This window comes from Ignatzschineria sp. 22MB058224 (assembly GCF_058188435.1).
Window position 1 is genome coordinate 356,279 of record NZ_CP187366.1, and the last position, 25,833, is coordinate 382,111.

The 25,833-nt window shown below is 39.0% G+C and carries 15 protein-coding genes; 5 read left to right on the forward strand and 10 right to left on the reverse strand.

Features of this window, described 5'->3' with window-relative positions; translation table 11 throughout:
* Positions 1–53: 53 nt before the first annotated feature.
* Both ybeY and ACPF7B_RS01350 read right to left on the reverse strand, forming a co-directional pair.
* On the reverse strand, positions 54–530 hold the full coding sequence (gene ybeY / locus ACPF7B_RS01345; protein ID WP_490505842.1) for an rRNA maturation RNase YbeY: 477 nt from the start codon (positions 528–530) through the stop codon (positions 54–56).
* A gap of 64 nt (positions 531–594) precedes the next feature.
* Positions 595–1,602, reverse strand: a complete 1,008-nt coding sequence (locus ACPF7B_RS01350) for a PhoH family protein (RefSeq protein ID WP_490505843.1) — start codon at positions 1,600–1,602, stop codon at positions 595–597.
* Between the two features lie 158 nt (positions 1,603–1,760).
* Between ACPF7B_RS01350 and ACPF7B_RS01355 the strand changes: the two genes are divergently transcribed.
* The 4 genes from ACPF7B_RS01355 (at position 1,761) to ACPF7B_RS01370 (ending at position 17,603) form a co-directional block, all read left to right on the forward strand.
* On the forward strand, positions 1,761–3,857 hold the full coding sequence (locus ACPF7B_RS01355; RefSeq protein WP_490505844.1) for an ATPase, T2SS/T4P/T4SS family: 2,097 nt from the start codon (positions 1,761–1,763) through the stop codon (positions 3,855–3,857).
* Complete coding sequence (locus tag ACPF7B_RS01360) at positions 3,858–4,571, forward strand: pseudouridine synthase (RefSeq protein ID WP_490505845.1); 714 nt, start codon at positions 3,858–3,860, stop codon at positions 4,569–4,571.
* A 2-nt stretch (positions 4,572–4,573) separates the two neighbouring features.
* Positions 4,574–5,614 (forward strand): methyltransferase, encoded by a 1,041-nt coding sequence (locus ACPF7B_RS01365; RefSeq protein ID WP_490505846.1) that lies wholly within the window; start codon positions 4,574–4,576, stop codon positions 5,612–5,614.
* Between the two features lie 250 nt (positions 5,615–5,864).
* Entirely contained in the window at positions 5,865–17,603 is an 11,739-nt protein-coding gene (locus ACPF7B_RS01370; RefSeq protein ID WP_490505847.1) for an autotransporter outer membrane beta-barrel domain-containing protein, read from the forward strand.
* Between the two features lie 71 nt (positions 17,604–17,674).
* On the opposite strand, the gene ACPF7B_RS01375 is transcribed toward ACPF7B_RS01370, so the two are convergent.
* Complete coding sequence (locus ACPF7B_RS01375; RefSeq protein ID WP_490505848.1) at positions 17,675–18,574, reverse strand: LysR substrate-binding domain-containing protein; 900 nt, start codon at positions 18,572–18,574, stop codon at positions 17,675–17,677.
* A gap of 168 nt (positions 18,575–18,742) precedes the next feature.
* Here ACPF7B_RS01375 and ACPF7B_RS01380 point away from each other — a divergent pair, with 168 nt between their 5' ends.
* Entirely contained in the window at positions 18,743–19,936 is a 1,194-nt protein-coding gene (locus ACPF7B_RS01380; RefSeq protein WP_490505849.1) for an MFS transporter, read from the forward strand.
* A 37-nt stretch (positions 19,937–19,973) separates the two neighbouring features.
* Here ACPF7B_RS01380 and mutT read toward each other — a convergent pair whose 3' ends face one another.
* From mutT to grxD, 7 genes are all read right to left on the reverse strand, one after another.
* A complete protein-coding gene (gene mutT / locus ACPF7B_RS01385; protein ID WP_490505850.1) occupies positions 19,974–20,378 on the reverse strand; it encodes an 8-oxo-dGTP diphosphatase MutT in 405 nt (134 codons plus the stop codon).
* 1 nt (position 20,379) lies between these two features.
* Positions 20,380–21,597, reverse strand: a complete 1,218-nt coding sequence (locus ACPF7B_RS01390; protein WP_490505851.1) for a CinA family nicotinamide mononucleotide deamidase-related protein — start codon at positions 21,595–21,597, stop codon at positions 20,380–20,382.
* Between the two features lie 76 nt (positions 21,598–21,673).
* Positions 21,674–21,988, reverse strand: a complete 315-nt coding sequence (locus ACPF7B_RS01395; RefSeq protein ID WP_490505852.1) for a GIY-YIG nuclease family protein — start codon at positions 21,986–21,988, stop codon at positions 21,674–21,676.
* Positions 21,988–22,569, reverse strand: coding sequence for a DUF2726 domain-containing protein (locus ACPF7B_RS01400; protein ID WP_490505853.1), 582 nt, complete (start codon positions 22,567–22,569; stop codon positions 21,988–21,990). The genes ACPF7B_RS01395 and ACPF7B_RS01400 overlap by 1 nt, the downstream gene beginning before the upstream one ends.
* A complete protein-coding gene (locus ACPF7B_RS01405) occupies positions 22,542–24,464 on the reverse strand; it encodes a lytic transglycosylase domain-containing protein (protein ID WP_490505854.1) in 1,923 nt (640 codons plus the stop codon). The genes ACPF7B_RS01400 and ACPF7B_RS01405 overlap by 28 nt, the downstream gene beginning before the upstream one ends.
* A 244-nt stretch (positions 24,465–24,708) precedes the next feature.
* On the reverse strand, positions 24,709–25,344 hold the full coding sequence (gene upp, locus ACPF7B_RS01410; RefSeq protein WP_490505855.1) for a uracil phosphoribosyltransferase: 636 nt from the start codon (positions 25,342–25,344) through the stop codon (positions 24,709–24,711).
* 71 nt (positions 25,345–25,415) lie between these two features.
* Positions 25,416–25,748: a Grx4 family monothiol glutaredoxin gene (grxD, locus tag ACPF7B_RS01415; RefSeq protein WP_490505856.1), complete on the reverse strand. Its 333-nt coding sequence runs from the start codon at positions 25,746–25,748 to the stop codon at positions 25,416–25,418.
* Positions 25,749–25,833: the final 85 nt, after the last annotated feature.

The following is a 25,833-nucleotide window of genomic DNA, read 5'->3' on the forward strand; positions in this document are numbered from 1 at the left end:
TCCTTCAAAGTGATTATTGCCGTTATTATATCCAAATTAGAAATTGGTGCTAATTAATCTGCATTATAAGGATTGGCAATTCCGAGTTTTTTGAGGATTTCAATCTCTAAGCTCTCCATTTTTTGTGCTTCTTCTTCCTCTATATGATCAAATCCAAGTAGATGAAGTGTTCCGTGAATTGTCATATGGGCAAGGTGATGTTCAATTGATTTTCCTTGCTCTTGTGCTTCTGCTTCAATCACCGGCATTGCAATGATGATATCTCCAAGTGTAGGGATTTTATCTGCTAAAAATTCCGGAACCTCAAATGGAAAGGAGAGGACATTAGTCGGTTGATCTTTGTGGCGAAAATCGCGATTGAGTTCTTGGATCTCATCATTATCGGTAAAACGAATAGTGATTTCTGCTTCATTCTCAAAACCGGCAGATGAAAGTGCTTGATTTACCCAACTAAAAATTTGGTTATCAGAGGGTAGGGAACTATCGATGTTTCGTTGGCAGTCGATAGTGAGTAACGATTTATCACGCATAGATTTATAAATTCTTAGTTAAAAAGTTGGAGGTATATGTATTAGTAAATAGCAACAGACGATATTATTCTAACTTTTCCCGTTCTGCACGTCTTTCAGTTTCGCGTTTTTCTCGTTGGACACGTTCGATTTCATCGGCTTTTTCATAGGCATCGATAATTTTCGCGACCATTGGATGGCGAACAACATCAGCAGATGAGAAATGACTAATTGAAATACCTTCGACATTATTAAGAATTTCCAGTGCATGCTTTAAGCCAGATTTAATATGGCGCGGGAGATCCACCTGTGATGCATCACCGGTGATAACAGCTGTTGACCCAAACCCAATACGGGTTAAGAACATCTTCATCTGTTCAATTGTCGTATTTTGTGCTTCATCAAGGATAATATAGGCGTCATTGAGCGTTCGTCCACGCATGAATGCAAGGGGGGCAATCTCGATGGTATGACGCTCGATTAGTTTATTGACTGTTTCAAAACCGAGCATTTCGTAGAGGGCATCATAGAGAGGGCGAAGGTATGGGTCAATTTTTTCTGTAAGATCGCCGGGTAAGAATCCCAGTTTTTCACCAGCTTCCACCGCTGGGCGCACTAGAATAATTCTGCGTGCCTCATCCTTTTGGAGCGCTTCAACTGCTGCCGCAACGGCAAGGAATGTCTTCCCGGTACCAGCAGGACCAATACCGAAGTTAATATCATTTTGTCCCATATTATAAAGATATGCTTTTTGTGCCGGTGTACGGCCACGAATTAATCCTGCTTTAGTCTTAATGACGCGATCATTGGCTTCTTGGACAATCTCTTTAAATTCAGGGGCGAACTCTTGAATTACCAGATGAACATCATTGGGTTCAAGAAGTTTTTCATCTGTTTGATTATAAAGGGTTTCTAAAATATCACGGGCGTTTTCAATATCGTCATCATTGCCTTCGATCTGAAAAATTGCCCCTCGGTTGCCAATCTCAACCATCGCTCGCTTTTCAATGAGTCGAAGATGTTCATCAAGGTTGCCACAGAGATTTGATAATCGTTCATTATCGCCATCGAAAGTGAGTGTGATTTTTCCCATTCGTTTTTTATATATCCTTTTGAGTTGATTGTTCTAAAATATCTTACAACTCTACATTATGAGGAAGTTTGACTCAAGAAGTAGTGCTATAATATCCATAATTTTGGGGCAAAACCTTAAAAAACAAGTTCAACTTAAAAAATGATGAGAGGTAGCGTGTGAAACTTGAGCAACACCAATTGATTCAGGCATTAATCGCCCTAAAGTGGATATCGAAAGAAGCAGTCCCGCTTTTATCCGCCAGAATGTATGACAGTGAACCCTCGGTTGTTGGCAAATTACGGGCATATGGGCTGACGAGTGCTGCAATTTTTGAAGCGGCTGTTCAAGCAAATAATACATTAGAAAACCCGCTTTCATCAGTAAATCTTGCAGAAGTAAAAGCAATTGGAGCGTTTGATTTTTCCACTTTTGCCTCAATCGATGAGATGCGTGCTCAGTTTGTAGTACCTATTATGATTGCAGGCGGTCGTTTGAAAGTAGCAACAGCAGATCCGGTAAATCAACAGTTCTTTGATACGCTTTCGCTTCGCTCTCTGCACGCGATCGACTTTTGGTTGGCTGATGGTGATGCTATCTTAGCAAAAATCAACAATCTCGAGTTAAAAGCAGAGAGTAATACTCAATCTACACAGACATCTGAAGTCCGTCATGTTGATGTTAGTGGATCTTTAATCCCTAATCACGAAGTTAAAAATACACTTACAGAGCATATGCAACCTTCCGATCATATTGAGCCACGTTTTGTGGAGGATATACCGGATGACAAAAATATGACGCTACAAAATAATCAAGAACCTACATTATCGACTGCAATCGTTGCTGAAAATGGTGTAAATGCTGATTTTGATATACGTTCTAATCAATTGAACGGTTCTGAATTGAGTGATGAAGTTTTAGAGAAATCAACGAATTTAGTGATGTCGTTTAATGAGCAAGTCTATTCGGCTGAAAATTCTCAAACTCAATATGAGAGCATTGGAGGTGATTTTACAAATGAAGTTCCCCCAATGATATCTCCTACCGAGCCTACGACATCAGCAATGGCGGGAGAAGCAGTACTGAATGAAGTAAAAACATCTTTGCTGGACGACTCGTTAAAAGATGATGATATTATCGAATATATTAATTACATCTTGCTTGATGCAGTCACACAAAAAGTATCAGATATTCATTTTGAGCCATTTCAAACGAGTTATCGAATTCGTTTTCGTATGGATGGGATTTTACGCAAAGTATATGTGGTACCAGAGAATTTTCGTCAAACTTTAGCAGCGCGTCTAAAAGTGATGGCGGATCTTGATATTGCGGAGAAACGCCTCCCACAAGATGGACATATCACAATTTGTATTGAAAATGACGAGGTTGATGCGCGTATTTCAGTAATGCCTACTATTTGGGGTGAAAAGGTTGTTCTGCGGTTACTTGATAATAGTGAAAAGACGATGACGTTGAACAAATTGGGACTGACTGTCGTTCATAAGAGTTTATTACAAACAACTATTGAGCGTTCTCAAGGTTTGGTATTAGTTACGGGACCAACTGGTTCGGGTAAAACCGTCACGCTTTACGCTTGTCTTAACCATCTTAATAATGCATCGCGAAATATTGCAACGGTAGAGGATCCTGTTGAGATTAATATCGATGGTATTAATCAGCTTCAAGTTCACCCTAAGATTGGTCTTGATTTTGCCGAAGCTCTTCGAGCATTTTTACGACAAGACCCAGATGTCTTAATGGTGGGTGAAATTCGAGATTATGAAACGGCAGATATTACGGTAAAAGCAGCTCAAACGGGGCATTTAGTTCTTTCTACGCTTCATACAAACTCCGCATCAGAGTCACTGATTCGCTTACAAAATATGGGGATTGAGCCATATAATATTGCTTCTACGGTTAAATTGATTATCGCCCAGCGTCTAGTTCGCGAGTTGTGTCACTGTAAAGATGAAGATATTGTCGATTCAGATTATTTGGAATCACTTGGATTCACTCCAATGCAAGCGGCAAGCCGTTTTTATCGCGCAAGTGGTTGCTCAGAGTGCCAAGATGGATATAAAGGCCGATTTGCTATTTTTGAAGTATTGCCTATTTCAAAAAGAATGTCTCAATTGATTCTTGAAAATGCATCAAATAGCGAAATTAATGCACAAATTGAAAGAGAAGGAATTAAAAATCTTCGCCAAGCAGGAATTGACGCTATTATGGAAGGTCGAACCTCTTTAGAAGAAGTATTACGGGTAACCACAGAATAGATGAGTAGAGAATATCGTTTAGACCAATTTTTACAGGTCGCTTTAGGTTATTCGCGAAAAGAAGCGGGTAAGATTATACGAAAGAAGCGCGTAACCGTTAATAATAATCTGATTACAGATCGCGATTACAAAGTAACACATGCAGATACCATTTATCTTGATGAGGAGCTTATTGAGTTTGAAGATGGTTATCGCTATTTTGTTCTCTATAAGCCAAAAGGATATGTCTCAAGTCATCAATATGATGGGCATCTTCCACTTTTTCGATTATTGGATGAAGAGACGGAAACCTTGCATATAGCAGGGCGTTTGGATGCCGATACAACAGGATTAGTTCTAATTACTGATGATGGAGAATGGTCACATCGGGTTACGCATCCTCGGCAGAATGGCTCCAAGGCAATCGGTAAAGAATATATTGTGACGCTCGCCGATCCAATTACGAGACCGATGATTGAGCAACTCGAAACGGGCGTTATATTACGTGACAGTACAGAACCCACGTTGCCGGCAAATGTTGAAGTTATTGATGAGAATAAAATTATTTTAACGATCTACGAAGGTCGTTATCATCAAGTGAAGCGGATGATTGCCGCGGTGGGCAATCGTGTTGAGGAACTTCACCGAAGTGCGATAGGTAACTTAACGCTTGCGGGTTTAAACTGTGGCGAATATCGTTCATTAACAGAACAAGAGATAGAAGGATTCAAATAAGTATGGCAGAAGCAAGCAAAGCACTTTTTAGAGATACTCAATTAATTGAAGAAGGGAAAGGTCTATTAATTGCTGATGAAAGCTTTGATTTAACAGGAGTTAGTGCAAAAAAGAATATTCGCTTTCTCACGAACCGAAAAGATATTGCAAATCAGCTCGATAATGTTGGTTTTAGCGGAAATTTGAGTGATTTCGAACTAGAAAGTGCTCCGAATGAGATCTTTGACTTTGTTCTTTTTCGACTCAATAAATCAAAAGTGCTGACCAATTATCTACTTGAGCAGATAGCAAGAACGTTGAAAGTCGGTGGAAGCTTGATTATGACAGGAAATAATCAAGAAGGTATTAAAAGCGTGATGAAACATGCTGAAAATATTGGTGAAATGGTTGAGTTAGAACTTCTCGGAAAAGGCTTGCGCTATGCACGCATTACTAAAAAAGCCGATTATAAGCTTGATCTCAATGGAAATGAGTATCGTGAACTTTTATTGCTTCAAGATCATGAATTGGGGCGAGAGTTTGTCAGTAAACCTGGTATCTACGGTTATAAGAAGATCGATGAAGGAAGTCGCTTTCTGGTAGAAACCCTTTTACAAAATCCGGAATTAGTCGAAGGTAAATTACTTGATTTAGGCTGTGGGTATGGGTATCTTGCCGGAAATCTTGGCGATTTAGAATCAGTTACTGAGATCACTGCCACGGATGTAAACGTAGCGGCTGTTCTTCTAGCGGATCATAATTTTAAAACACTTGGTTTAAATGTTGAGGTAACACTTGATGATTGTGGGGAGACTCTTGAAGATCGTATCTTTGATACAATTATTTGCAATCCTCCATTTCATCAAGGATTCGGTACATCACAAGATTTAACTGTGAAATTTGTTGAAAATACGAAACGTTTACTTCGGCGTCGAGGCAAAGCCTATTATGTCGTGAATAAATTTATAGGTATTGAAAAAGTTTGTTATGACAATTATGTAAAGTGTGTTGAATTAGTGAGTAACCATCATTTTAAAATTATGGTATTAGAACGGATTCGTTAAATTAAATTATTTTGTAAATAAATAATAATCGCTATTCCCCCCCCCCATAATTTTTTTGGGGGATCATAATCACTAGTATGAATGCACGCATAAGAAGTATTGTTAATATTTAATGGGTGCTGTTCGGATACTTTTGCTATATAAAATATTTACATATTTTTTAATTAATTGATTTAAACAATAAAAAACTAATTATTTTTTATAGTGTTACGATGATTATATAATCAATAATTGTCAATGGGGTAGCGCTATGAATCGTAATATCTATAAATTAGTTTGGAATAAAGTATCAAAGCTTTGGGTGGTTGCTTCTGAATTGGCGAAAGTTTCAAAGAATAGTGGATGTTCGAGAGGCGATTCCTCTCCACAAATAGAACCTATTATAGGCACTAAGGGTAAAATTGCCTTATCATTAGTTCTAGCCTTGGGATTGAGTTCATTGGGCTATGCAGAAAGCTTAAAAGAATTATTAAATAATGGTCAAAATGAAGGGACAGCTACAGATAGAGCCTTTTACTATACTAATGACCCTTTCACGATGAAGGATAAAACATATACTCTATCTTTCAGCTCGAACGATGATGATAAAAAAGAGATAAAATGGATTAATAATGGGGGAAATGCTGATATTCCAAGTTTTACGATGGATAATAGTAATTTTGTGGTGAATGGACGATTCTATACAGGCTATGATCCTTCAGGTATTACACCTTCAGAGAATAAAAAATACTATACGCTCATTGATAATAACAGTATCTTAGATATTAATGAGTGGGCTTATGTAGGTGTTTCTGATAGCGATACACAGTATTCTTTTATTATTAAAATAGATAATCAAAGTGCAATGAATACTCATAAACTATTGCTCGGCAGTATCGGTGGAATAGAGCTAGATAATCAATCGACACTGAGTGTTTATAGTACGAACTTTTTTAATAAAACAGGTATTGATGCTTTAGATCTTGATAGAGGAAAAAAAGGTTTTATTTCTTTAAAAAACGGTGCGATTATTAATATCGGGGTTAATGAAAGTCATTACACATCAGGAGATAATTTACGACTTATATCGGATGGAACGGGAATTTATAATTTAAATAACGTCGATATGAATGCCAAAACTTCTAATCCTGATTATAAAGGAGTTGTAAATGTTGGTAATGGCAAGAATAGAACCGTACTGCGTCTTTATAAACTTGATGCTTACGGCGCTTCAACCTTAAATGTAGAGAAAAATGGGACATTAGAAACACTAGCAGATGGTAAGTTTTTAAATACACTTGTCGGGGCCGGATATTTTGCTATAAAGGGTAATAATAGCTTTGATCAATCTCAAGATGAATTTACAGGAACAACAGAGATCTCAAACGGTAAGGAGGCGACCGTTGCCGCTAATAATGCTTTTGGTCCATCAGGAACCGTATGGGTGAAACCCGAAGCTGTTCTTACGTTTTCAAATAATAAAGTGAATAGCTTTAGTAATGCGCTGCGATCAAGTGGTGTTATTAATGTTGGAGAAAATCTCATTGAAGCAACCGGTGATCATTCATTATTTGATGGTATCGTTAATATTGCAACACCTAAGTCCACTTGGAGTGTCATCCAGAAAGGTAATTATAATTTTAAGTATCAATTAAAAGGGGAAGGGAATGTTATTATAAAAACAGGTACTCCTCTCCAAGAAATAGCTTTTAAAAATAATAAAGAAAATCAGGGTTTTACTGGTAAGTTTACGGTAGCTCAAGGTGCGCTTAATATTGATAAATTGAGCCAAAATGTGCTTGGTAATGCGAATCTTATTCTCAATAGTACCAATAGTACCGGTAAAGTACTCGATGATGTCACCGTGGGTAGTTTAACGATTGATAATAGTAAGTTATCAGTGGTACAGGATAGTAATAATGAATTTAATCTTATCACAGCGACCGATGGTATCACTTTAACGGGAAATAATAAGGTTGAGATTGCTAATAAAGATCTCTTAGGGAAAACATCGGCGATTAATAGTATTCAGCCAGAAGGAACGCTTCTTGATCAGCAGAATCAATTGGTTACAGGTGAAACTTTCGCCTTAGGAAAAACAGAAGGTGATCGAGATTCAATTATTTTGGTCGATAGTAGCGGTAGTGCCATTACGAATGTGGTGAAAACTTCCAAACCAATCATAGGGCAAGAGAGTAAAGGGACTGCCTATTATGATTATAGTCGTTTAGTGCCAGATAATACCGGCATTCACGCTGGCTATGGTTTAACGGCACTTTCAGCAAATAAAAATCAATCGGTATCGATTAATAGTAGTGATGCAAAGGAGCAAAAACTCTTTGTTAAACTGACCGGAGATGGTGGTTTTACCTATACTGGCAGTAAATTGATCACGGTAACAAATGGTGAGAATAATTATCTCGGGGATTCGATACTAACGAGTGGTCAAGTACTGCTTGGCGCGAATAACGCATTAGGAGAGCAGGGCGCGTTACTCTTGCAAGATCAGAGCAACTTAGACCTTGCGACATTTGCACAAAATGCGAGTTTTACCACGATCGATCAAAATTCAGTACTCAATCTTAATAGCGGGAATTTAACGCTGACTGCTAATCAGGCGAGTCTGATTGAGGGACAATTACAGGGTGGAAAAGATTCGAGTTTAAACCTCAATCAAGGTGCTTTAACCGTTAATTCGAGTAACGATACATTAAAAGCAGAGATTAATTTAGGCTCAAAAGCTACCGCAACGCTTGCTAAAACCGATGGTTTAGGAAAAGGAAACATCAATCTTATAGGTAGTAATAAGATTGCAATCAATGGTGCCGGCGATTTTGCTAATCGTGTGCAGGGTGATAGCTCTAACCAACTCAATATTAATGGCACAGATGGCGCCATTACATTGACTGCGGATAATAGTAAGTATGCCGGTGAACTCAACATCGCTGACAAAGCTCAAGTCAATGTCAAAGCACTGAATAATCTAGGAACAGGAATAATCGGGATTGCCGGTACTTTATATTTTAATAGCGGTATCGATGGGGATCTTAATAATACGTTAAAAGGTGCAGGAACTGTTACATTAACTGATAATAAGCTTAATATTAAAGGTGATCACGCAGGTTTTACCGGTGTTGCGAATCTTGGTGAGAAAGCCAATTGGAATGTGACTCAAAAAGATAACTATAACCTTAATTATGCCTTAGCCGGCAATGGAACGGCTACGGTAAATGCCGGCGGAACCATTGCACTTAAAAATGCCGGTAACAAAACTTTCACTGGGAACTTTGATGTTACTAAAGGACAGCTGTTGCTCGATCAAACCGGTTTTGATGTTCTCACTAATGCCTCTTTAGGCTTAAAAGGGGGACAGGCGAATTTATTATTAGATCAGAAAAACCTCAAAAATCTGATATTTAATAACGGTTCAATTTATCTTGATACTCTGGAAGGAGAAAAGCGACTGAACCACTTAACTGTGACAGATACAATCACGCTTATCGGTGATAAAAATCTGGTTAAAGTTGAGAATGGGGCATCGATTCCTAAAGAAGATTTTAGTAATGATATTAAAGAGACACAATCATTCTTAGACCAACAAATTGGGTTTATTGGTGAAACATTGATCACTGGTAAAGTGGTAAAAAAAGATGTTGCTGGTAATCCCGTGACTGACTTTGAAGCAATTTTCTTAGCGGATAAAAATGGTAATTTGATTGAAGCCAAAGATGTCGAGCAGAGCAAGGTGCAACTGCAAAATGGTGCCGGTCAAGGATTCTATGGTTTTAATGGTTTACGAACAGATGAAAAAGGAATCCATCTTAATTTTGGACTTGATGAAATTGAAGCGTATGCAGACAAAGTTGTCACAGTAAAATCCGATAGTAGTAATGTGACGACTGGGAGCCGAGATTTACGTGTGGAGCTTGTTGGAAAAGGTGGATTTACCTTTACAGGTGATCAAGCTGTAACGCTCTCTGGGAATCTTAATACCTATACCGGTAATACAATTCTTGATAATACCAAGATAACCGCCGGAATGAACCAATCCTTTGGAATTGGTGGGAACCTTGATCTTAATGGTGAATCTACTTTTGATCTTGGAAACTTTAGACAGCAAATTGATACATTAAATATCGCTCGGGAATCCACTTTAGATCTAAATGCAGGAAATCTACAATTAATTGATAATAAGACTTCCGAGATTAAGGGAACAATCAAAGGTTCAGAAGATTCACGGCTCCATATTAAGCAAGGCATCGTGAATGTTCAGAGTTCTAATGCTGAACTAAAAACTGCCATTGATCTTGATAGCAATGTTACATTGAATCTAACACACGTAAATAGCTTAGGTTCTGGTGATATTGATCTGAATGCCGAAGAATTAGAGGTCGGTAATAATATCATTAACCTCAATGGTGGTGGTCAATTTGCCAATAAACTCACAGGCGATGCGACTAATACGCTCAATATTAATGCGAATAGTAATAAAGTGGCGGTTGACTTGAGGGCAGATAATAGCGGTTATTTAGGCGCGATCAATATTGCCAAAGAAGCAACAGCAAATATCAATACACTTAATAATGTAGGGAGGGGAGTAATCGGCATTGCCGGTAACCTTACCTTTAATTCTGAGGCGTTAGGTGATTTTAATAATCAGTTTAAAGGTGATGGTGAGATTAAGCTTGAAGGTAATTCGCTCAATGTAACTGGAGAACATGATGCATTTACTGGCTTAATCAATCTCGCCGATAATGCCACTTGGTCCGTGACGGATCGACAAGGGGATTACAATATCAACTACGCCCTTGCCGGCAACGGAACGATGAATGTAGGTGCATCGCAAAATATTTTCCTTAATAATAAAAATGAGAATCAGAGCTATACCGGTAACTTCAATGTTCACCAAGGAAACGTAGTACTCAATACCACGGCAGGTTATGCGCTGAAAATGGGGAATCTGCATCTATTATCTGGCACAAAAGGAACGGTTGAGAATGACTTAATCGTCGGTTCGCTTGAGCTTGATAAGAGTACTTTGAAAGTCACCACATCCGATGGCAAATTTAATCTTCTCACCGCAACGAATGGTATTGCTCTTAAAGAGAAGACAAAAATCGAGATCGACAATAAAGATCTCTTAGGTAATGCCGAGATTGATAGTGATAAAGGATTATTAGATCAACAAAATATCGCCAATCTCGGTGAACTTTTTGCCAAAGGAAAAACTTCAGGGGATAAAGAGACAATTAGCCTGATCGATGCGGCTGGTAATGAGATTACCGAAGTGAAGGATATTCATATTCAGCTCAAAGGGCAAGAAACTGCCGGCGATGGTATTTATGATTATACGGGATTAGTGGCCGATGATATCGGAATTCACGCAGGCTATGGGCTAAAAGCGCTCTCTGCGAATAGTGGTCAGGCGATTAAAATCGATAGTACCGGTGCTGAAGAACAGACACTCTTTGTGAAGTTAACCGGCAAAGGGGGCTTTACCTATACCGGCGATAAAGCGATCACAGTTACTGGCGAAAATAACGATTACCAAGGAGATTCCACCTTTGCCGCGGGTAAAGTCGCGCTCGGTGCCGATAATGCGCTCGGTCAGCAAGGGGCACTGATCTTTACTGGTGTTAGTAGCCTTGATTTAAGTAAGTTTTCACAAATTGCCGATAGCGTAACGCAAAATGAAGAGTCTACCTTGAATCTCAATAGTGGACACCTAACCTTAACCGGTGAGCAAGATTCTACTTTTGAAGGCGCTTTAAGCGGAACAGATCAATCTTCCTTAACAGTTGAGAAAGGCGCGTTAAATGTTGAATCGAGTAATGCTGAGTTAGCCTCAAAAGTGGATTTAGGTTCTCACGTTACTGCTAATTTAGCGAAAGCCGATGCGCTTGGAAAAGGAGAGATCAATTTAGCGGAAAATAGCGTTGTTAACGTTAATGGCAGTGGTAACTTTGCCAATCAATTAACCGGCGATAGTAGCACTGCGCTCAATATTCAAGGAACAGATGGTGACGTGACATTATTAGGTGATAACAGCACCTATTCTGGTACGCTCGATATTGCCGAGAAAGCCCAAGCAAATGTGACGAATCTTAATAATTTAGGAACAGGACTTATTGGTGTCACCGGCGCTTTACATTTTAATAGTGGTGTGAATGGGGATCTCGATAATACGCTAAAAGGTGCAGGAACCATCACATTAACCGATAACAAGCTCAACATTAATGGTGATCACACAGGTTTTAACGGTGTTGCGAATTTTGGTGAAGATGCGACATGGCGTGTGACACAAAAAGATCATTACAATATCAACTATGCACTTGCCGGTAGTGGAACAGCCGTTGTAAACGCTGGTGGAAATATTGCGCTGAAAAACGCCGGTGATAAAACCTTCACAGGGAACTTTGATGTTACCAAAGGGCAGTTGCTACTTGATCAAACTGGTTTTGATGTTCTCACTAATGCCTCTTTAGGATTAAAAGGTGGGCAGGCGAATCTCATGCTTGATGGGCAAAAGGTAGAAAATCTAACGTTTAATAACGGTTCGCTCTATCTTGCACCGTTTAATAATGGGGATCGGTTAAATCACCTCTCTGTTTCTGAAAAAGTGACACTTATTGGGCAAGATAACTATATAAAAGTTGATTCGGCAGATTCCATTGTGCGTAAAGAATTCGACGAAGATGCACTTGAGAAATTGAAATCACTCTCCTTTATTGAACAACAATATGGCCTTTCCGGCGAAACAGTTGTTAAAGGTCAGGTAGATAAGACAAATGGTGCGATCTTCCTTGCCGATAAAGATGGAAACTTGATTGAAGCGAAAGATGTTCCAATGAGCTCTCAAGACTTAAAAGATGGGAGTGGAACGGCATCGTTTGGCTTTAATGGACTTCGTCCCGATGATGATGGTATTCATTTCAATTACGGTTTAGCGGTGCTGAATGCTTTTGAAGATAAGAATATTGAAGTGAATTCAACGAGTGAGAATACCACTACATCCAATATCCTTCGAGCAAAATTAACCGGCATAGGCGGATTTATCTTTAAAGGGGATAAAGCGATTGTAATTGATGGCTTTGCCAATGATTATCAAGGCGATACCCAGATAATGGGGGCTAATATTACCGCAAAAAGTGACAATATTTTTGGTCATAAGGGAGCTTTAACACTTACCACCAATGGCGCAGGGGCAAAACTCGATCTTGATCAATATGCCCAAAAGGTCAGCAAGCTCGATCTTAACGAAGGCTCGACGCTTAACCTTAACAAAGGAACTTTAACGCTTTTAGATACTCAAACATCGACCATTGCAGGATCTTTATTAGGAACTCAAGATTCTCAGTTTAATATCAATCAAGGGATTGTTAATGTTGAATCGAGCAATAATGAGCTACAAAGTGGTGTGAATCTTGGTGCTGAAGTGGAATTGAATCTCGCCAAGGCAGATGGCTTAGGCTCAAGCACTATTGCATTGAATAAGGGTAATAACACCATTAACCTCAATGCCGGCGGAGAATTTAAAAATCAATTAACGGGTGATAGTTCAAATACGCTCAATATTAATGCGAATGTTGAGAAAAAAGCCGTCGATCTTACGGTAGATAATAGCGGTTATGCCGGTGCGATCAATATTGCTGAAAAAGCGACAGCAAATGTTAATGCGCTGAATAACTTAGGAACTGGAGTGATCGGGATTGCCGGAGATTTAGCCTTTAAAGAAGGAGTCAATGGTGATTTGATTAACGATTTCGAAGGTAAAGGCACAATTACTTTAACGGATAATGAGATAGCAGCAAATGGCACACATCAAGATTTTACAGGTATTGTAAAGCTTGGTGAAAAAGCGAATTGGGTCATTAAACGACACGACGATTATAGTGCAAATTATCAACTTGCCGGCAATGGCTCGATGACGATTGCGGTAGAAAGTGGGGATGTTAAAAGCCTTGCCAATATCCAATTCAAAAATAAAAATAAGAGTGATTTTGGCGGTCATCTCTATGTGAAAAATGGCAATCTGCAATTAGATGATGGTGCGCAAAATGCACTTGAAACAGGGAATCTCCACTTTTCTAATGGCAGTCAAGGAACGGTTTTACAAGATATTACTGTCGGTTCGCTCGAGCTTGATAACAGTACCCTGAAAGTGACCGATCAAGATGGGAAGTTCAATATTCTTACCGCAAGTAATGGGATTGTGCTCCAAGGCGATACGAAAGTTGAGATCGATAATAAAGATCTTCTAGGAAAAGGCCAAGCGATTGAAGAGATTAAGTCAAAAGGTACACTCCTTGATCAGCAAAATCAGCTCACTTTAGGGGAGACATTTGCGCTTGGTAAAACCTCCGGCGATCGTGATTCGATTACCTTAGTGGATAAGGAAGGCAATGTCGTTAGCGGTATCTTTGATGTCCGACAAGCGATTGTCGGGCAGGAAGATAATGGGGATGCGATCTACGATTACAGTAAGTTGGTAGCGGATGATACGGGTATTCACGCGGGCTATGGTTTAGCGGCGCTCTCAGCTAATGCCGATAAAGTAGTGCAAATTGATAGTCAAAATTCAGAGGAAACAACGCTCTCAGTGAAACTCACTGGCGATGGTGGCTTTACCTATACCGGCGATAAAATGATTACCGTTACCGGTAAGCAGAATGATTATCAAGGTACTTCCAGGGTTGAGAGTGGCGCCGTTGATCTCGGTGCTGATAATGCACTCGGAAGTCAGGGTGCATTAGTGCTCACAAGTGGCATACTCAATCTTGCCGGCTTTGAGCAGAGAGCGGATCAATTAACGGCTGATGAAAAGTCTAAACTTGATCTTGCCGGTGGCATCTTATCCTTGACGAAGGGCGACAATACTATTGCCGGTACAATCACTGGTGATAACAGTTCAGCGCTCAATATAGAACAAGGCTCACTTACGGTTGGTTCAAATAATGCTGATCTCTCCGCTAAAATCAATCTTGGTGAAAAGGTAACCGCAACATTAGCAAATTCTGATGGGCTAGGTAAAGGGAATCTCAATCTACTTGGCGCTAATAGCGTTGATATCAATGGTGGCGGTGACTTTGCCAATAATTTGATCGGAAAAGATCGCAATAATGTCCTTAACCTGAATAAGGGCGATATCAATCTCTTAGGGAACAATAGCGAATATGCTGGAGCGGTTAATATTGGGCAAGAGGCTCAAGCTAATGTCAATCGCCTGCGTAATCTTGGAACAGGATTAGTAGATATTGCCGGAAAGCTCAATTTTGCTGACTCAACGGTAAGTGGTGATTTCAATAATGTCTTTACAGGCACGGGGGAGATTAAGCTCAATGGCAATACACTCAATGTAACCGGCGAGCATGATGGATTTAAGGGGATTCTCAACCTTGCTGAAGGATCTACATGGTCAGTGACGGATCGATCAGGGGCTTACAATATCAACTATGGTCTTACCGGTAAGGGGAGGATCAATGTTGGCACTAAAGGTGCGATTGCCCTTAAGAAAGAGCATATTGATAATTTTGTAGGCGATTTTAATGTCAAACAAGGAGATCTAGTCTTAGACAATAACGGGTTGTCGACCCTTGAAAAAGCATCACTTGGCTTGATTGGCGGTTCTGCAACCTTAATGGAAGATGGTAAATCTTTGGAAAATCTTACATTTGATAAAGGTGTCATAACATTGAATACCGTCACTAATGAGGATCGTTTTAATCATCTCTCTGTGACCGATACCATCTCACTGATGGGCGATCAAAATAAGATCCAAGTCGATCCAAACATTATTCCGATTCATGATAAAGATTTAGGTAATGTAGATCAGAAGATCTCTTTCCTCGATCAACAATTTGGCGAAACTGGAGAGACCTTAATTTCTGGTAAAGTGATCGTCCAAGATAATAATGGTGTGGTCAATCCTGATTTTGAAGCGATCTTCTTAGCAGATAAAAATGGGAAGTTGATCGAATCGAAAGATGTGGGTCAAAGTACCGCGCTTATTCAGAACGATGCCGGCAAAGCCTATTATGGTTTTAATGGTTTGAAGACCGATGAGCGTGGAATTCATCTCAATTATGGGCTTGATGAGCTTGAAGCATTTAAGGGTAAGAATATTGTTGTTTTATCGGACACCTCAAATGTGAATACTGATGCTCGAGATCTGCGAGTAGAACTTGTTGGTGAAGGTGGGTTTATCTTTAAGGGAAGTGAAGCAATTACCCTTTCGGGGAATGAGAATAGCTATACCGGCAATACATTGATTGATGGAACTTCAATTACTGCAGGGATGAATAATATCTTTGGGAAAGAGGGTAACTTAACTATCTCAAATCAAGGCGATTTTGATCTCAGTGAGAAAAAGCAGATTGTTGATACACTTGCGATCATTGATGGATCAACACTCGATATTCGTCGTGGGGAACTCACTGTTCGTGAAAGTAGTACTCTGAAGGGAGGAACCCTTTTAGGCGCTGCAGGTACCTTTATCTTTGCAGGTAAAAGCGGGGATGAAGAGTTGACGATTGAAGGCATTCATAATGTCGGTGTCGATACGACTCTCCAAAATGGGCGCATGAATATTACTAAAGATGCCATCTATGGAAATGGTAACGGCACTGTAACTGTTGAGAATAGCGGTGTTCTCGGCGGCTATGGTTCTCTGAAAGGGAATCTACTATTACAAGGTGAGTTAAATGTAGGAAGCACCATGTCACGCACTGTGGGTGAAGCACTTGGTAACTTTACGGTCAATGGTAACTTTAAAGCGGAGAAAGGGAGCCTGATTCGTATCGCAAGTGATGGTAAAGAGGCGGGTCGCTTAATTATTGTTGGTAATGCGGAAGGTGAGAGTCAACTGCAAGTCAATGATATGCATGGGCAAGATCTTATCCAACTTGCAGATGGCACGAAGAAGGTCGAGGTGGTGACGATCGAGGGTGATGTCAATACCTTGGATCTTACACAAAAAGGCCGAGCAGTTCGTGGAGCATTCGATTACTTCTTGAAGAAGGAAGATGATGGCAATTGGTGGTTAGTAACTTTAAATAATGGTGGTGAGAATCCTGGTGATGGTGGAAATGATAATGGTGGCTCCGTAGCCCCTCTTCGTCCAGAGACCGGGGTTTATACAGCAGGACTCGCAGCTGCAAACCAACTCTTTAAACATCAATTGGCCGACCGAAACTATTTGGATGAATCAAGTCGTTTATGGACGATCATGAACGGCTCATTCAATAAGTTTTATGATCATGGTAAAGGTAATCGCGTCACAACTGATAGCTTTAGAATGATGATTGGTGGCGATATTGTGAAAGATCGTTTTGAAGATATGCCATTCACATTCGGGATATTCGGCGCATATGGTCATAGTAATATTAAGAGCAAACAGCAATTTTATAATGCGTCTGCCAAAGGTCGTAGTAATGGATTTGGACTCGGAGTATATGCCACTATTGGGGATCAGCTAAAAGAGGGCGGTTATATAGACGCATCAATGCAATATGTTCACTTTAGAAACAAAGTTTCCGGTGACTCGCTTGCAGATGAAACGATGAAAACGAAGGGTTTTATCACTTCGATTGAGGGAGGGTATACGTGGAAAGTTGCAGAAGATCTCTATCTTCAACCTCAAGCGCAACTCACTTGGATGGGCGCGAAGATGGATAACTTGATTGACCATTATGGAACCCATATCTCAGGCAGTAAAAACAATGTTGAAACGCGTTTAGGAGCTCGCTTCTTTATGGCAAAGACAGTTGAAAATGGTCATGAGATTAATCCTTATCTTGAAGCGAATTATTATCATAATTCTAAGCCATTCTATACTACTTTTGACGGTACGAGAGCAACGCAAAAAGGTGCTCGAAATCTTGGAGAGTTAAAAGTTGGTTTAGAGGGGGAAATTGATGAAAAACTGAATCTTTGGGGAGAAGTTGGATATCGGAAGGGATCAAATAGTTATCGTGATACGACGCTCTCAATAGGCGCCCGTTATACATTTTAGGAGATTACAATAATATTTTTTTGTAAAAGAGCGATTTGAGGATTACCTTAGTCGCTCTTTTTATTAGAGTTTTATATTTCATTTTCTCGTAATCGCTTTTGGAGGAAATCTAGAAAGATAGAAATTCTTTTAGGAATATATCCTTGGTAGTGATAAACCGCATGAATATCTTGAATTTTAGGTAGTAAATCTTCAGGTTCGAGCTTGATCAGATATTTTTTTTGGATATCTCGATTCACAAGAAAAGAGGAGAGATAACCAATTCCTGCATTTGCTAGAACAAAAGAACGAACAGTTTCACCACTAGATGCACGGATAGATGGTTTTAAGAGATAGTAATTTTCTTGTTCATTGTTCTTAAAAGGAATAAGATTGAGCGATTCTAGTTCTGAAAAACCAATAGTATGATGTCTTTCTAATTCTTCGACGTTTTTTATTTGACCATTCTTTGCAATATAATTTGGTGAGGCAACAAGATAAGAGGGCGTTGATACGAGACGACGAGAATGCAGTGTTGAGTCTTTTAGATGTCCTATTCGAATCGCGATATCTACATTTTCTTTCAAAAGATCAATAATATATTCGTGGTTTGTTATTTCGATCTCTATATTAGGATAAAGTTCTAAGAATTCAATCACTAGTGGTGTTAAGATGTGTAGTACAAAAGGTGTAGCCGAATCGATGCGAATGCGACCTGAAAGATCATTATTAGTTTGTAGTAAGCGATCTTCTGCTTCTTGAAGCGTTTGAGTGACTTTGCGTGCATATTGTAGAAATATCTCGCCATTATTTGTTAGTTTCTGGTTTCGTGTTGTTCGTTCAAGCAGAGTGACATTGAGTTTTTCTTCAAGCCTTTTTAGTGTTCGGCTTACTGCAGATGGTGTTTGCTCTTGGTACTCCGCTGCTTTATAGATAGAGCCTAAATCTACTATTGCAATAAAGGTCTTCAATTCTTCGATAGTTGTTTTCATAGCGTTTATTATTAACTTTAAAGCAATAATATATTGCATTTTTATTGCTTTATCAGCACTAAAATTCCTTATATTATCGTTTTTTATCCATACATATAGAGCTTATTTATTCTAATGGTACAGGAAAATATCATTGAAATATAAAACAATATTAATAGGAAGAATCGAATGTCAGTTACTCAGGGAAGAGAATTAAATAGTATAGGGATATTATTAACACTTGCAATCGGTGCTTTTTCGATTGGGGTTACAGAGTTTTCTCCAATGGGATTTTTACCACAGATAGCAGAAGGTGTTGCGGTATCAATTCCAAAAGCGGGCTTATTAGTTTCAGGATATGCAATAGGTGTTATGGTCGGAGCACCGATCATTACTCTTTGGCTTGGTCGTTATTCTCGTAGAATTGCATTGATATCCTTAATGGGGATCTTTGTTATTGGTAATATTATGGCAGCTTTTGCTCCTAATTATTACTGGTTAATGATTGCTAGAGTGATTACGAGTTTGAATCACGGAGCTTTTTTTGGTATTGGATCCATTGTTGCATCAAGTGTTGTTCCGAAAAATCGTCAGGCAATGGCGATATCGATGATGTTTATGGGGCTTACAATTGCCAATATTTTTGGAGTACCATTTGCAGCATGGTTAGGGCAAAATATTGGTTGGCGTAGTTCTTTTTTAGGGATATCAATATTAGGTTTAATAACAATTTTCGCTCTTTTTCTTTCAATTTCGAAAACACTACATGGTAACCGTATGAATGTTCGTTCTGAGTTAAAAGAGCTTGGAAAATTGCCAATTCAACTGGCACTTCTTACAACCATTTTAAGTTCAGGAGCAATGTTTACCCTTTACACCTACATTGTACCTGTTTTAATTGAACTCAATGAAGCAACCGCTAATATGATTACGGTCTCATTAATTTTGATAGGTATCGGTTTCTCTTTAGGAAATTTAATAGGAGGAAAGGTTGCTGATATAGCATTAATTAAAGGTCTTATTGGTTTTCTACTTGCGCAGATGTTTTTTATGTTAATGTTACCTTATATTGGGATGAGTAGTTTTGGCAGCAATATTATCTTGCTACTTTGGGGAATGGGCTCTTTTGGAGCTGTGCCTTTTCTTCAGGTTTTAGTTATGACATCCGCATCAAAAGCACCAGCTCTTGCCTCTTCGGTGAATATCGGTGCTTTTAACCTAGGGAATGCTCTCGGTGCTATTTTGGGGGCTTGGGTGATAGATATTGGATTTCAGTATATGACGGTTTCGATTGCTGGAGCGCTACTGGCATTTGCAGCAATCATAGTAGTGTTGATTCAATCATGTGTAATTCGCACAAATAATATGCAATATAATCAGTAATATTGATCGATAAGAAGGGATTGGCCCTTCTTATTTTTTATAGTATCGATAAAACAGTATTGTTTGCTTCAGGGAAGGGAAGTTCTTTTAATTTATTAGGTGTAAACCATTGAATAATTTGTGCTTCTTTTCCTTTAGGAATTCCTAAAAACTTGGTTACTTCGAAAATAACAAAATGAATCGTTTTATTTGGATACTGATGAGTAAACGTGAGAATTTCTTTACCTTCAGTAATCGTAATTCCTAACTCTTCCCGTAATTCCCGCTCAATTGCCTCTGCATCAGATTCTTCGGCTTCGACTTTTCCACCTGGAAATTCCCATAGGCCAGAGAAATCTTGATCGGCTTTTCGCTGGCTAACGAGGATTTCACATTTAGTTGAATCCCAAATAATTGCTGCAACGACTCGTAAAGTCTTTCTTTCAGTGGATGACGGCATCATATTAAATCGTATCCTTGATTGTATCTAAATTAAAATTCTCTAAAAGATAGAGTCGAATCATATTGAGTAGATTAATAACGGAAAAGCTGACCGCAGCATAAGTATTAAATGCTGGAATAATCATTGTTTTTTCGTCAAGTTGATCCTGATGTTGTAGGAGTAATGTGAGTTCCATATTGTTGGGTGAAATCACCTTTCCGTGAACAGTGGCTACAATATCTGCATGGCTTAAAGATTGAATATAGAAGAGTTTAGCCTTATAACTTTCAACAGAGAGATCTTGCTCGCGACTCTCAATCCACGCCCCTTTAAAGTAGGGTAATGTCTCACTTTTTTCATTAAGCCGCATGGAAATCATCCCTTCACTAAAAGACTCGTAGAGTGCTAATGTTAAACACTTTTGAGTAAGAAGCGTTGCAACAGCTGATTCCATACTTTCATTACCTTCACCAAAACAGAGATTACCAAGGATTACTTTTGCTCGTTCTGCAAAGGGGGCAATTAACGCTAGTGCCGTTGATTCAGAATTTGCTTTTGCAGAGAAACGAACTTGTATTCCTTCAATACCTGACGCTAAGAAAGAGAGTTTTGGATTTGGCAGTTGATCGAGCTCATCGTTAATCTCGGCTAGCATACTTGCAATATCCGACTCCCCTTTTCCCCAGCAACGAATGGTCCGAGTATAGACTTTTTCAATTTTAGGAAGAAGTTTTGTAAGGCAGGGGAGAATACTTTCACGCATCATAATTTTCATTTCAGATGGTACACCAGGCATTAAAAAGATATGCTTTTCTCCGATTTGGAGATGAACGCCGGGCGCTGTGCCGGGGAATGCCTCTAGAATCTCTGATCCTTTCGGATAATAGGCTTGACGAAGATTATTATCTGACATATCTCGGTTTCGTTTACGAAATTTATCTCGAATAATTTCTGCTAACGCCTCATCATAAACAAGTGGGCGACTAACAGCTTTCGATAAAGCTTCTTTGGTAATGTCATCTTGCGTTGGACCTAAGCCACCAGTACAGAGAATAATATCAGCACGTTCTAATGCTTTTATGAACGTTGCTGCCATATTGTTGAGATTATCACCCACAGTTGATTTGAAATGACAATCAATTCCAATTTCACTGAGTTTTCGGGCAATCCAAGGTCCATTGGTATCAATTGATTGGCCTAATAGCATTTCTGAACCACTAACGATAATCTCTGCTTTCATCTCTATTCCTCTGCGTAATGCATTGCTGAAAATGATAGTAGTAGTTTACCGCATGCTTATTATAAAAGCAGTTTTCTCATTGCATTTTTAGAGAGTTTTTATCACGTGGATTAGCGATATAGGCCTCTTTTTCAGAGCGGCTCAGTTTTTTAAAAGCATACTCTTTTCGAAGCGCTTCCTGTTTAGTCGCAAAGGTTTCGTAGTAGAGAATGGTTAATGGTCGGCGTATCGAGGGTTTAGTATATTTGGCCCCTTTTCCACTATTATGAGCCATAAATCGTTGTGTCAGATTATTGGTGTAGCCAGCATAAAGCGTATTATCAGCACACTTTAAAACATAAAAGAAATGTTGCTGTGGAAAGATAACTTTAGGAAAATAACAGTAACCCATTATCGATCTTGATAACGAAACTCAGGATTTTGACGAAGGATCTCAATGATTTGTGCGCGCAGATTTTGCTCGATATATCGTTGACGCAGTGGCACATGTAAAATTGGAATTTGTGCTTGATACATTGCTTCGTCTACAAATGCATCTCGGACTTTGCGTTCATAAGCATCGTGAGAGCTATCATCTAGCTCAATTACCAATAAGGGCGCAGTAGTTAAGGGATGAATCAATACAAAATCCACATGTTTTGAACGAATTTTGGCAAATGCTCCATTATAATCCTCTTTACTAAGACCGGGGCGCACACGGATAAGGTCGGCAATACGAACCTTTCCGAGTAGTTTTACAGGAACACCGGAAATAGCGGTTTCTAATGTGGAGTAGAAAAGTTGTTCCGCTGGCGTAAAAAGCCCCGGCACTGCTTTGTACCATGAGGTAGGTGTTGGACGATCTTGTTTGGGTTGTGCTTTTGAAGGCGCAAATTTCCAACGTAAAAAGAGGAAAAACCCCAAAATAATGATGATAATAAAAAGCAGTTTATAGAGCATAATGATTAGTTTAATGCCTCCGGTAATGGACATTGTAGATAATCCGAAATACGACGAGGATTCCCATTTAATGTATGGTAAATAATCGCATTACTTAAAACATTCTTCACATAGCCCCGGGTTTCGTAAAATGGAATTGTTTCAATCCAAAGAACCATATCGATGTTGTTATTGGTATCATCAGGAATCCATTTTTTTACATTCTGGGGGCCAGCATTATAGCTTGCTAGCATGTAAGGTATACAGCTGCCAACATTTTGTTGTAAGGTTTTAAGATAAGTAATGCCGTAACGAATATTGGCATCTGGGTCGTAGAGTGATGCACGTTCTTCTTCATTGAGTGATGCGGACATTTTCTCAGCAGTTGGAATTAATAATTGCATTAAACCATAAGCACTCGCTGGTGATTTTGCTTTCTCATGGAAGAGGCTCTCTTGACGAATGAGTCCTAAAACGATTGGTTCAGTAACAATCCCATCATTATATTTTTGGATAATCTCACGATAAGCACTTGGATAGCGATAAGGTAATCCGCCGGGGGCACGAGCTCGAGCCGCTGCTTGTAAGCTTAAGTTGTAAAAGCCAGCATCAAATGCGGCAATACTGCCAGCTTCTTGCTCTTCTTTAGTGCTTTTGCGCAGAGCTTCTTGCCATTTTACACGGCTAAAATACTCTTCATTGACTTTCGCTAATAGTAATCCCATTGAGAAGCGCGGGTTAATGGAGGCGTCATTTGCTTGACTCGACTCATTGGCAATGGCATTAATCCCGTCATATTTATGATGAAGTTCATCTGCTGCTAAAAAACCATAAAAGGATGGATTACTCTGAATAAGCTCAAAGTAATATTTGGCTTGCTCATGATCCCCAACTTTGCCATAAATACGACCAAGCCAGTAGCGCCAGACATCTTCTTGTTTAGCTTCATCTGAAAGATTTGATAGAAGTGCTAAAGCAATCGGGTAATTCCCTTGTTTTGCCGCTAATCTGAATCCCCATTGCAGAAGTTGATCATCACGCTCATCGCCAGGGATTGAGAGAATTTTTTCTAAAGGATCGTCTACATCAGGGCGTCCTGCTTGGAATACAGCGATGCGATTCCGAATTTTTTTATAGTCCGCTTCTTCTAATAAGCCTTTTTCATGTGCAAATTGGAGTCCTTCTTCTGCCGCTATGGAGTTTTGACTGGACCATTTTTGCAAGGCTTTTGCATAAAGCGTTTTACCGTCAGGGTAAAAGGTCGTCAGTGTTGTAATTGAAGAGGGCGTTTCAATTAAATCAATAAAATATTGGTAATATGGTTGCTTTTCGTCGGGGAGATTGGCAAGGAGTTCTTTGGCTTTTTGAAGGCGACCAGCATCTAATAATGCATGCATTTTTTTCTCAATAAGTTGTTGATTTTCATTATTTTCTAGCCAAAATTTTTCAACAGTCATACAGCTAGAGGGGAGTTGTAACTGTTTTTCCCACTCTTTTTGAAACTCTTGCAGATTTAAAACTGACTTTTGAAGTTGTGCGTTATAGAGATAACAGCGCAGGCTTAATGTATCTGCAAATTGAGCATTATCAAGAATGAATTGGAAATGTTTTTTTTGCTCTTGATCTTTAAAAAGCACAATTTTAAGCGTATTTGCAAAAGGTTCATCCGCGTATTTATCGGCAAAGCTCAGGACTTCTTCAGGATCACTTTCATCAATACGCTCTTGGTAATAGTAAAATTCTAAATAAGGTAGAAGTGTTGATTGGGTTAATTTATCACGATATTGTGTGTAGGTATCCCAATCTTTTTTGATGATAGCCTGCTTGCCTGCTTGAAACCACTCTTGTTCATTTTCTTGAGATGCAAAAGAAGAAAAAGGGAGCATGAATGCACCCGATAGAAGTAGGAGACAAGTTACTTTTGGAATCTTTTTTAGCAAAGGAATCATCAGTTTCTCTCTTATTAACAATAGAATTTTTCACAAACAGACGCTATAAAATACGCTTGTTTGTGTTCTATTATCCGCTATGTTGTGAATGATTTAAAATAAAAATACATTTTCAATTGATCATTTCTATCCTCAGTCGAGGAAAATCCCGATAAAATCGGGATTTGAAAATTTCTTTTGTCGGCCTAAAACAGATACACAATTATAAAGAGAATGTTATTTTAGACAAAAAATAATGATGCAATTATGACTCAACAACTGTGCCAAATATTTTATCGCCGGCATCACCTAATCCTGGGAGGATATAAGCATCTTCATCTAATCCCTTATCGATAGATGCAGTATAGATATCTACATCAGGGTGCTTTGTATGTAGTTTTGTAATACCTTCTGGTGCTGCAACTAAGAAGAGCGCCTTAATTTTTTGACAGCCTGCTTGTTTTAATAGATCAATAGTGGCAATTGCAGTACCACCTGTTGCAAGCATTGGGTCGATAATAAGTGCCGTACGATCCTCTAAATGGGTCGTAAGCTTTTGGTAATATGCTTTAGCTTCTAATGTTTCATGATCACGCTCAAAACCAACCACTGAAACGCGAGCGCCTGGAATTAATTCTAAAACACCTTGTTGCATTCCAATACCCGCACGCAAGATTGGTACGATTGTAATTTTTTTACCTTTGATCTGTTCAACTTCTACATCACCCGCCCAGCCTTTAACTGTACGTTTTTCTGTTTCAAGATCTTTTGTCGCTTCATAGGCAAGTAGCTGGGCAATTTCAGATGCAAGTTCTCTAAAGTCTTTGGTGGAAAGTTCAGCTTTGCGCATTTTGCCAATTTTATGGGCAACTAGAGGATGCTTTACCTCAAATACATTCATTTGTTACTCCTTGCATTAGCAAAAGACCCATCTAAGTGGGTCTTTTGTAATGAAAATATTCTATCTATTTCTTAAGCTTGTTTTTCAATCGCTTCATTCATCATCTGTTTGAGCTCATTACGTTCAGCAAGCTCTAATACGATGTCACATCCGCCAATTAATTCACCTGCAATATAAATTTGCGGGAATGTAGGCCAATCTGCATATTTGGGAAGATTTTCAAAAATATCAGGATCATCCATTACATTAACGAATGAGAATGGTAAGCCGGTGTCAGCTAATGCTTGTGCTGCACGGCTTGAAAAACCACACATTGGAAATTGTGGGCTACCTTTCATATAAATAACCACAGGATTTTCTGTCACTTGGCTATGAATTTTCTCGAGTGTTGCTTTATCTGTCATGTTATTAACTCCTTATCAGAATATGTGGGTATTTTAACAGTTATTGAGAGAAAGTGGCAGATTATCCATCGTAAATGATACGTAT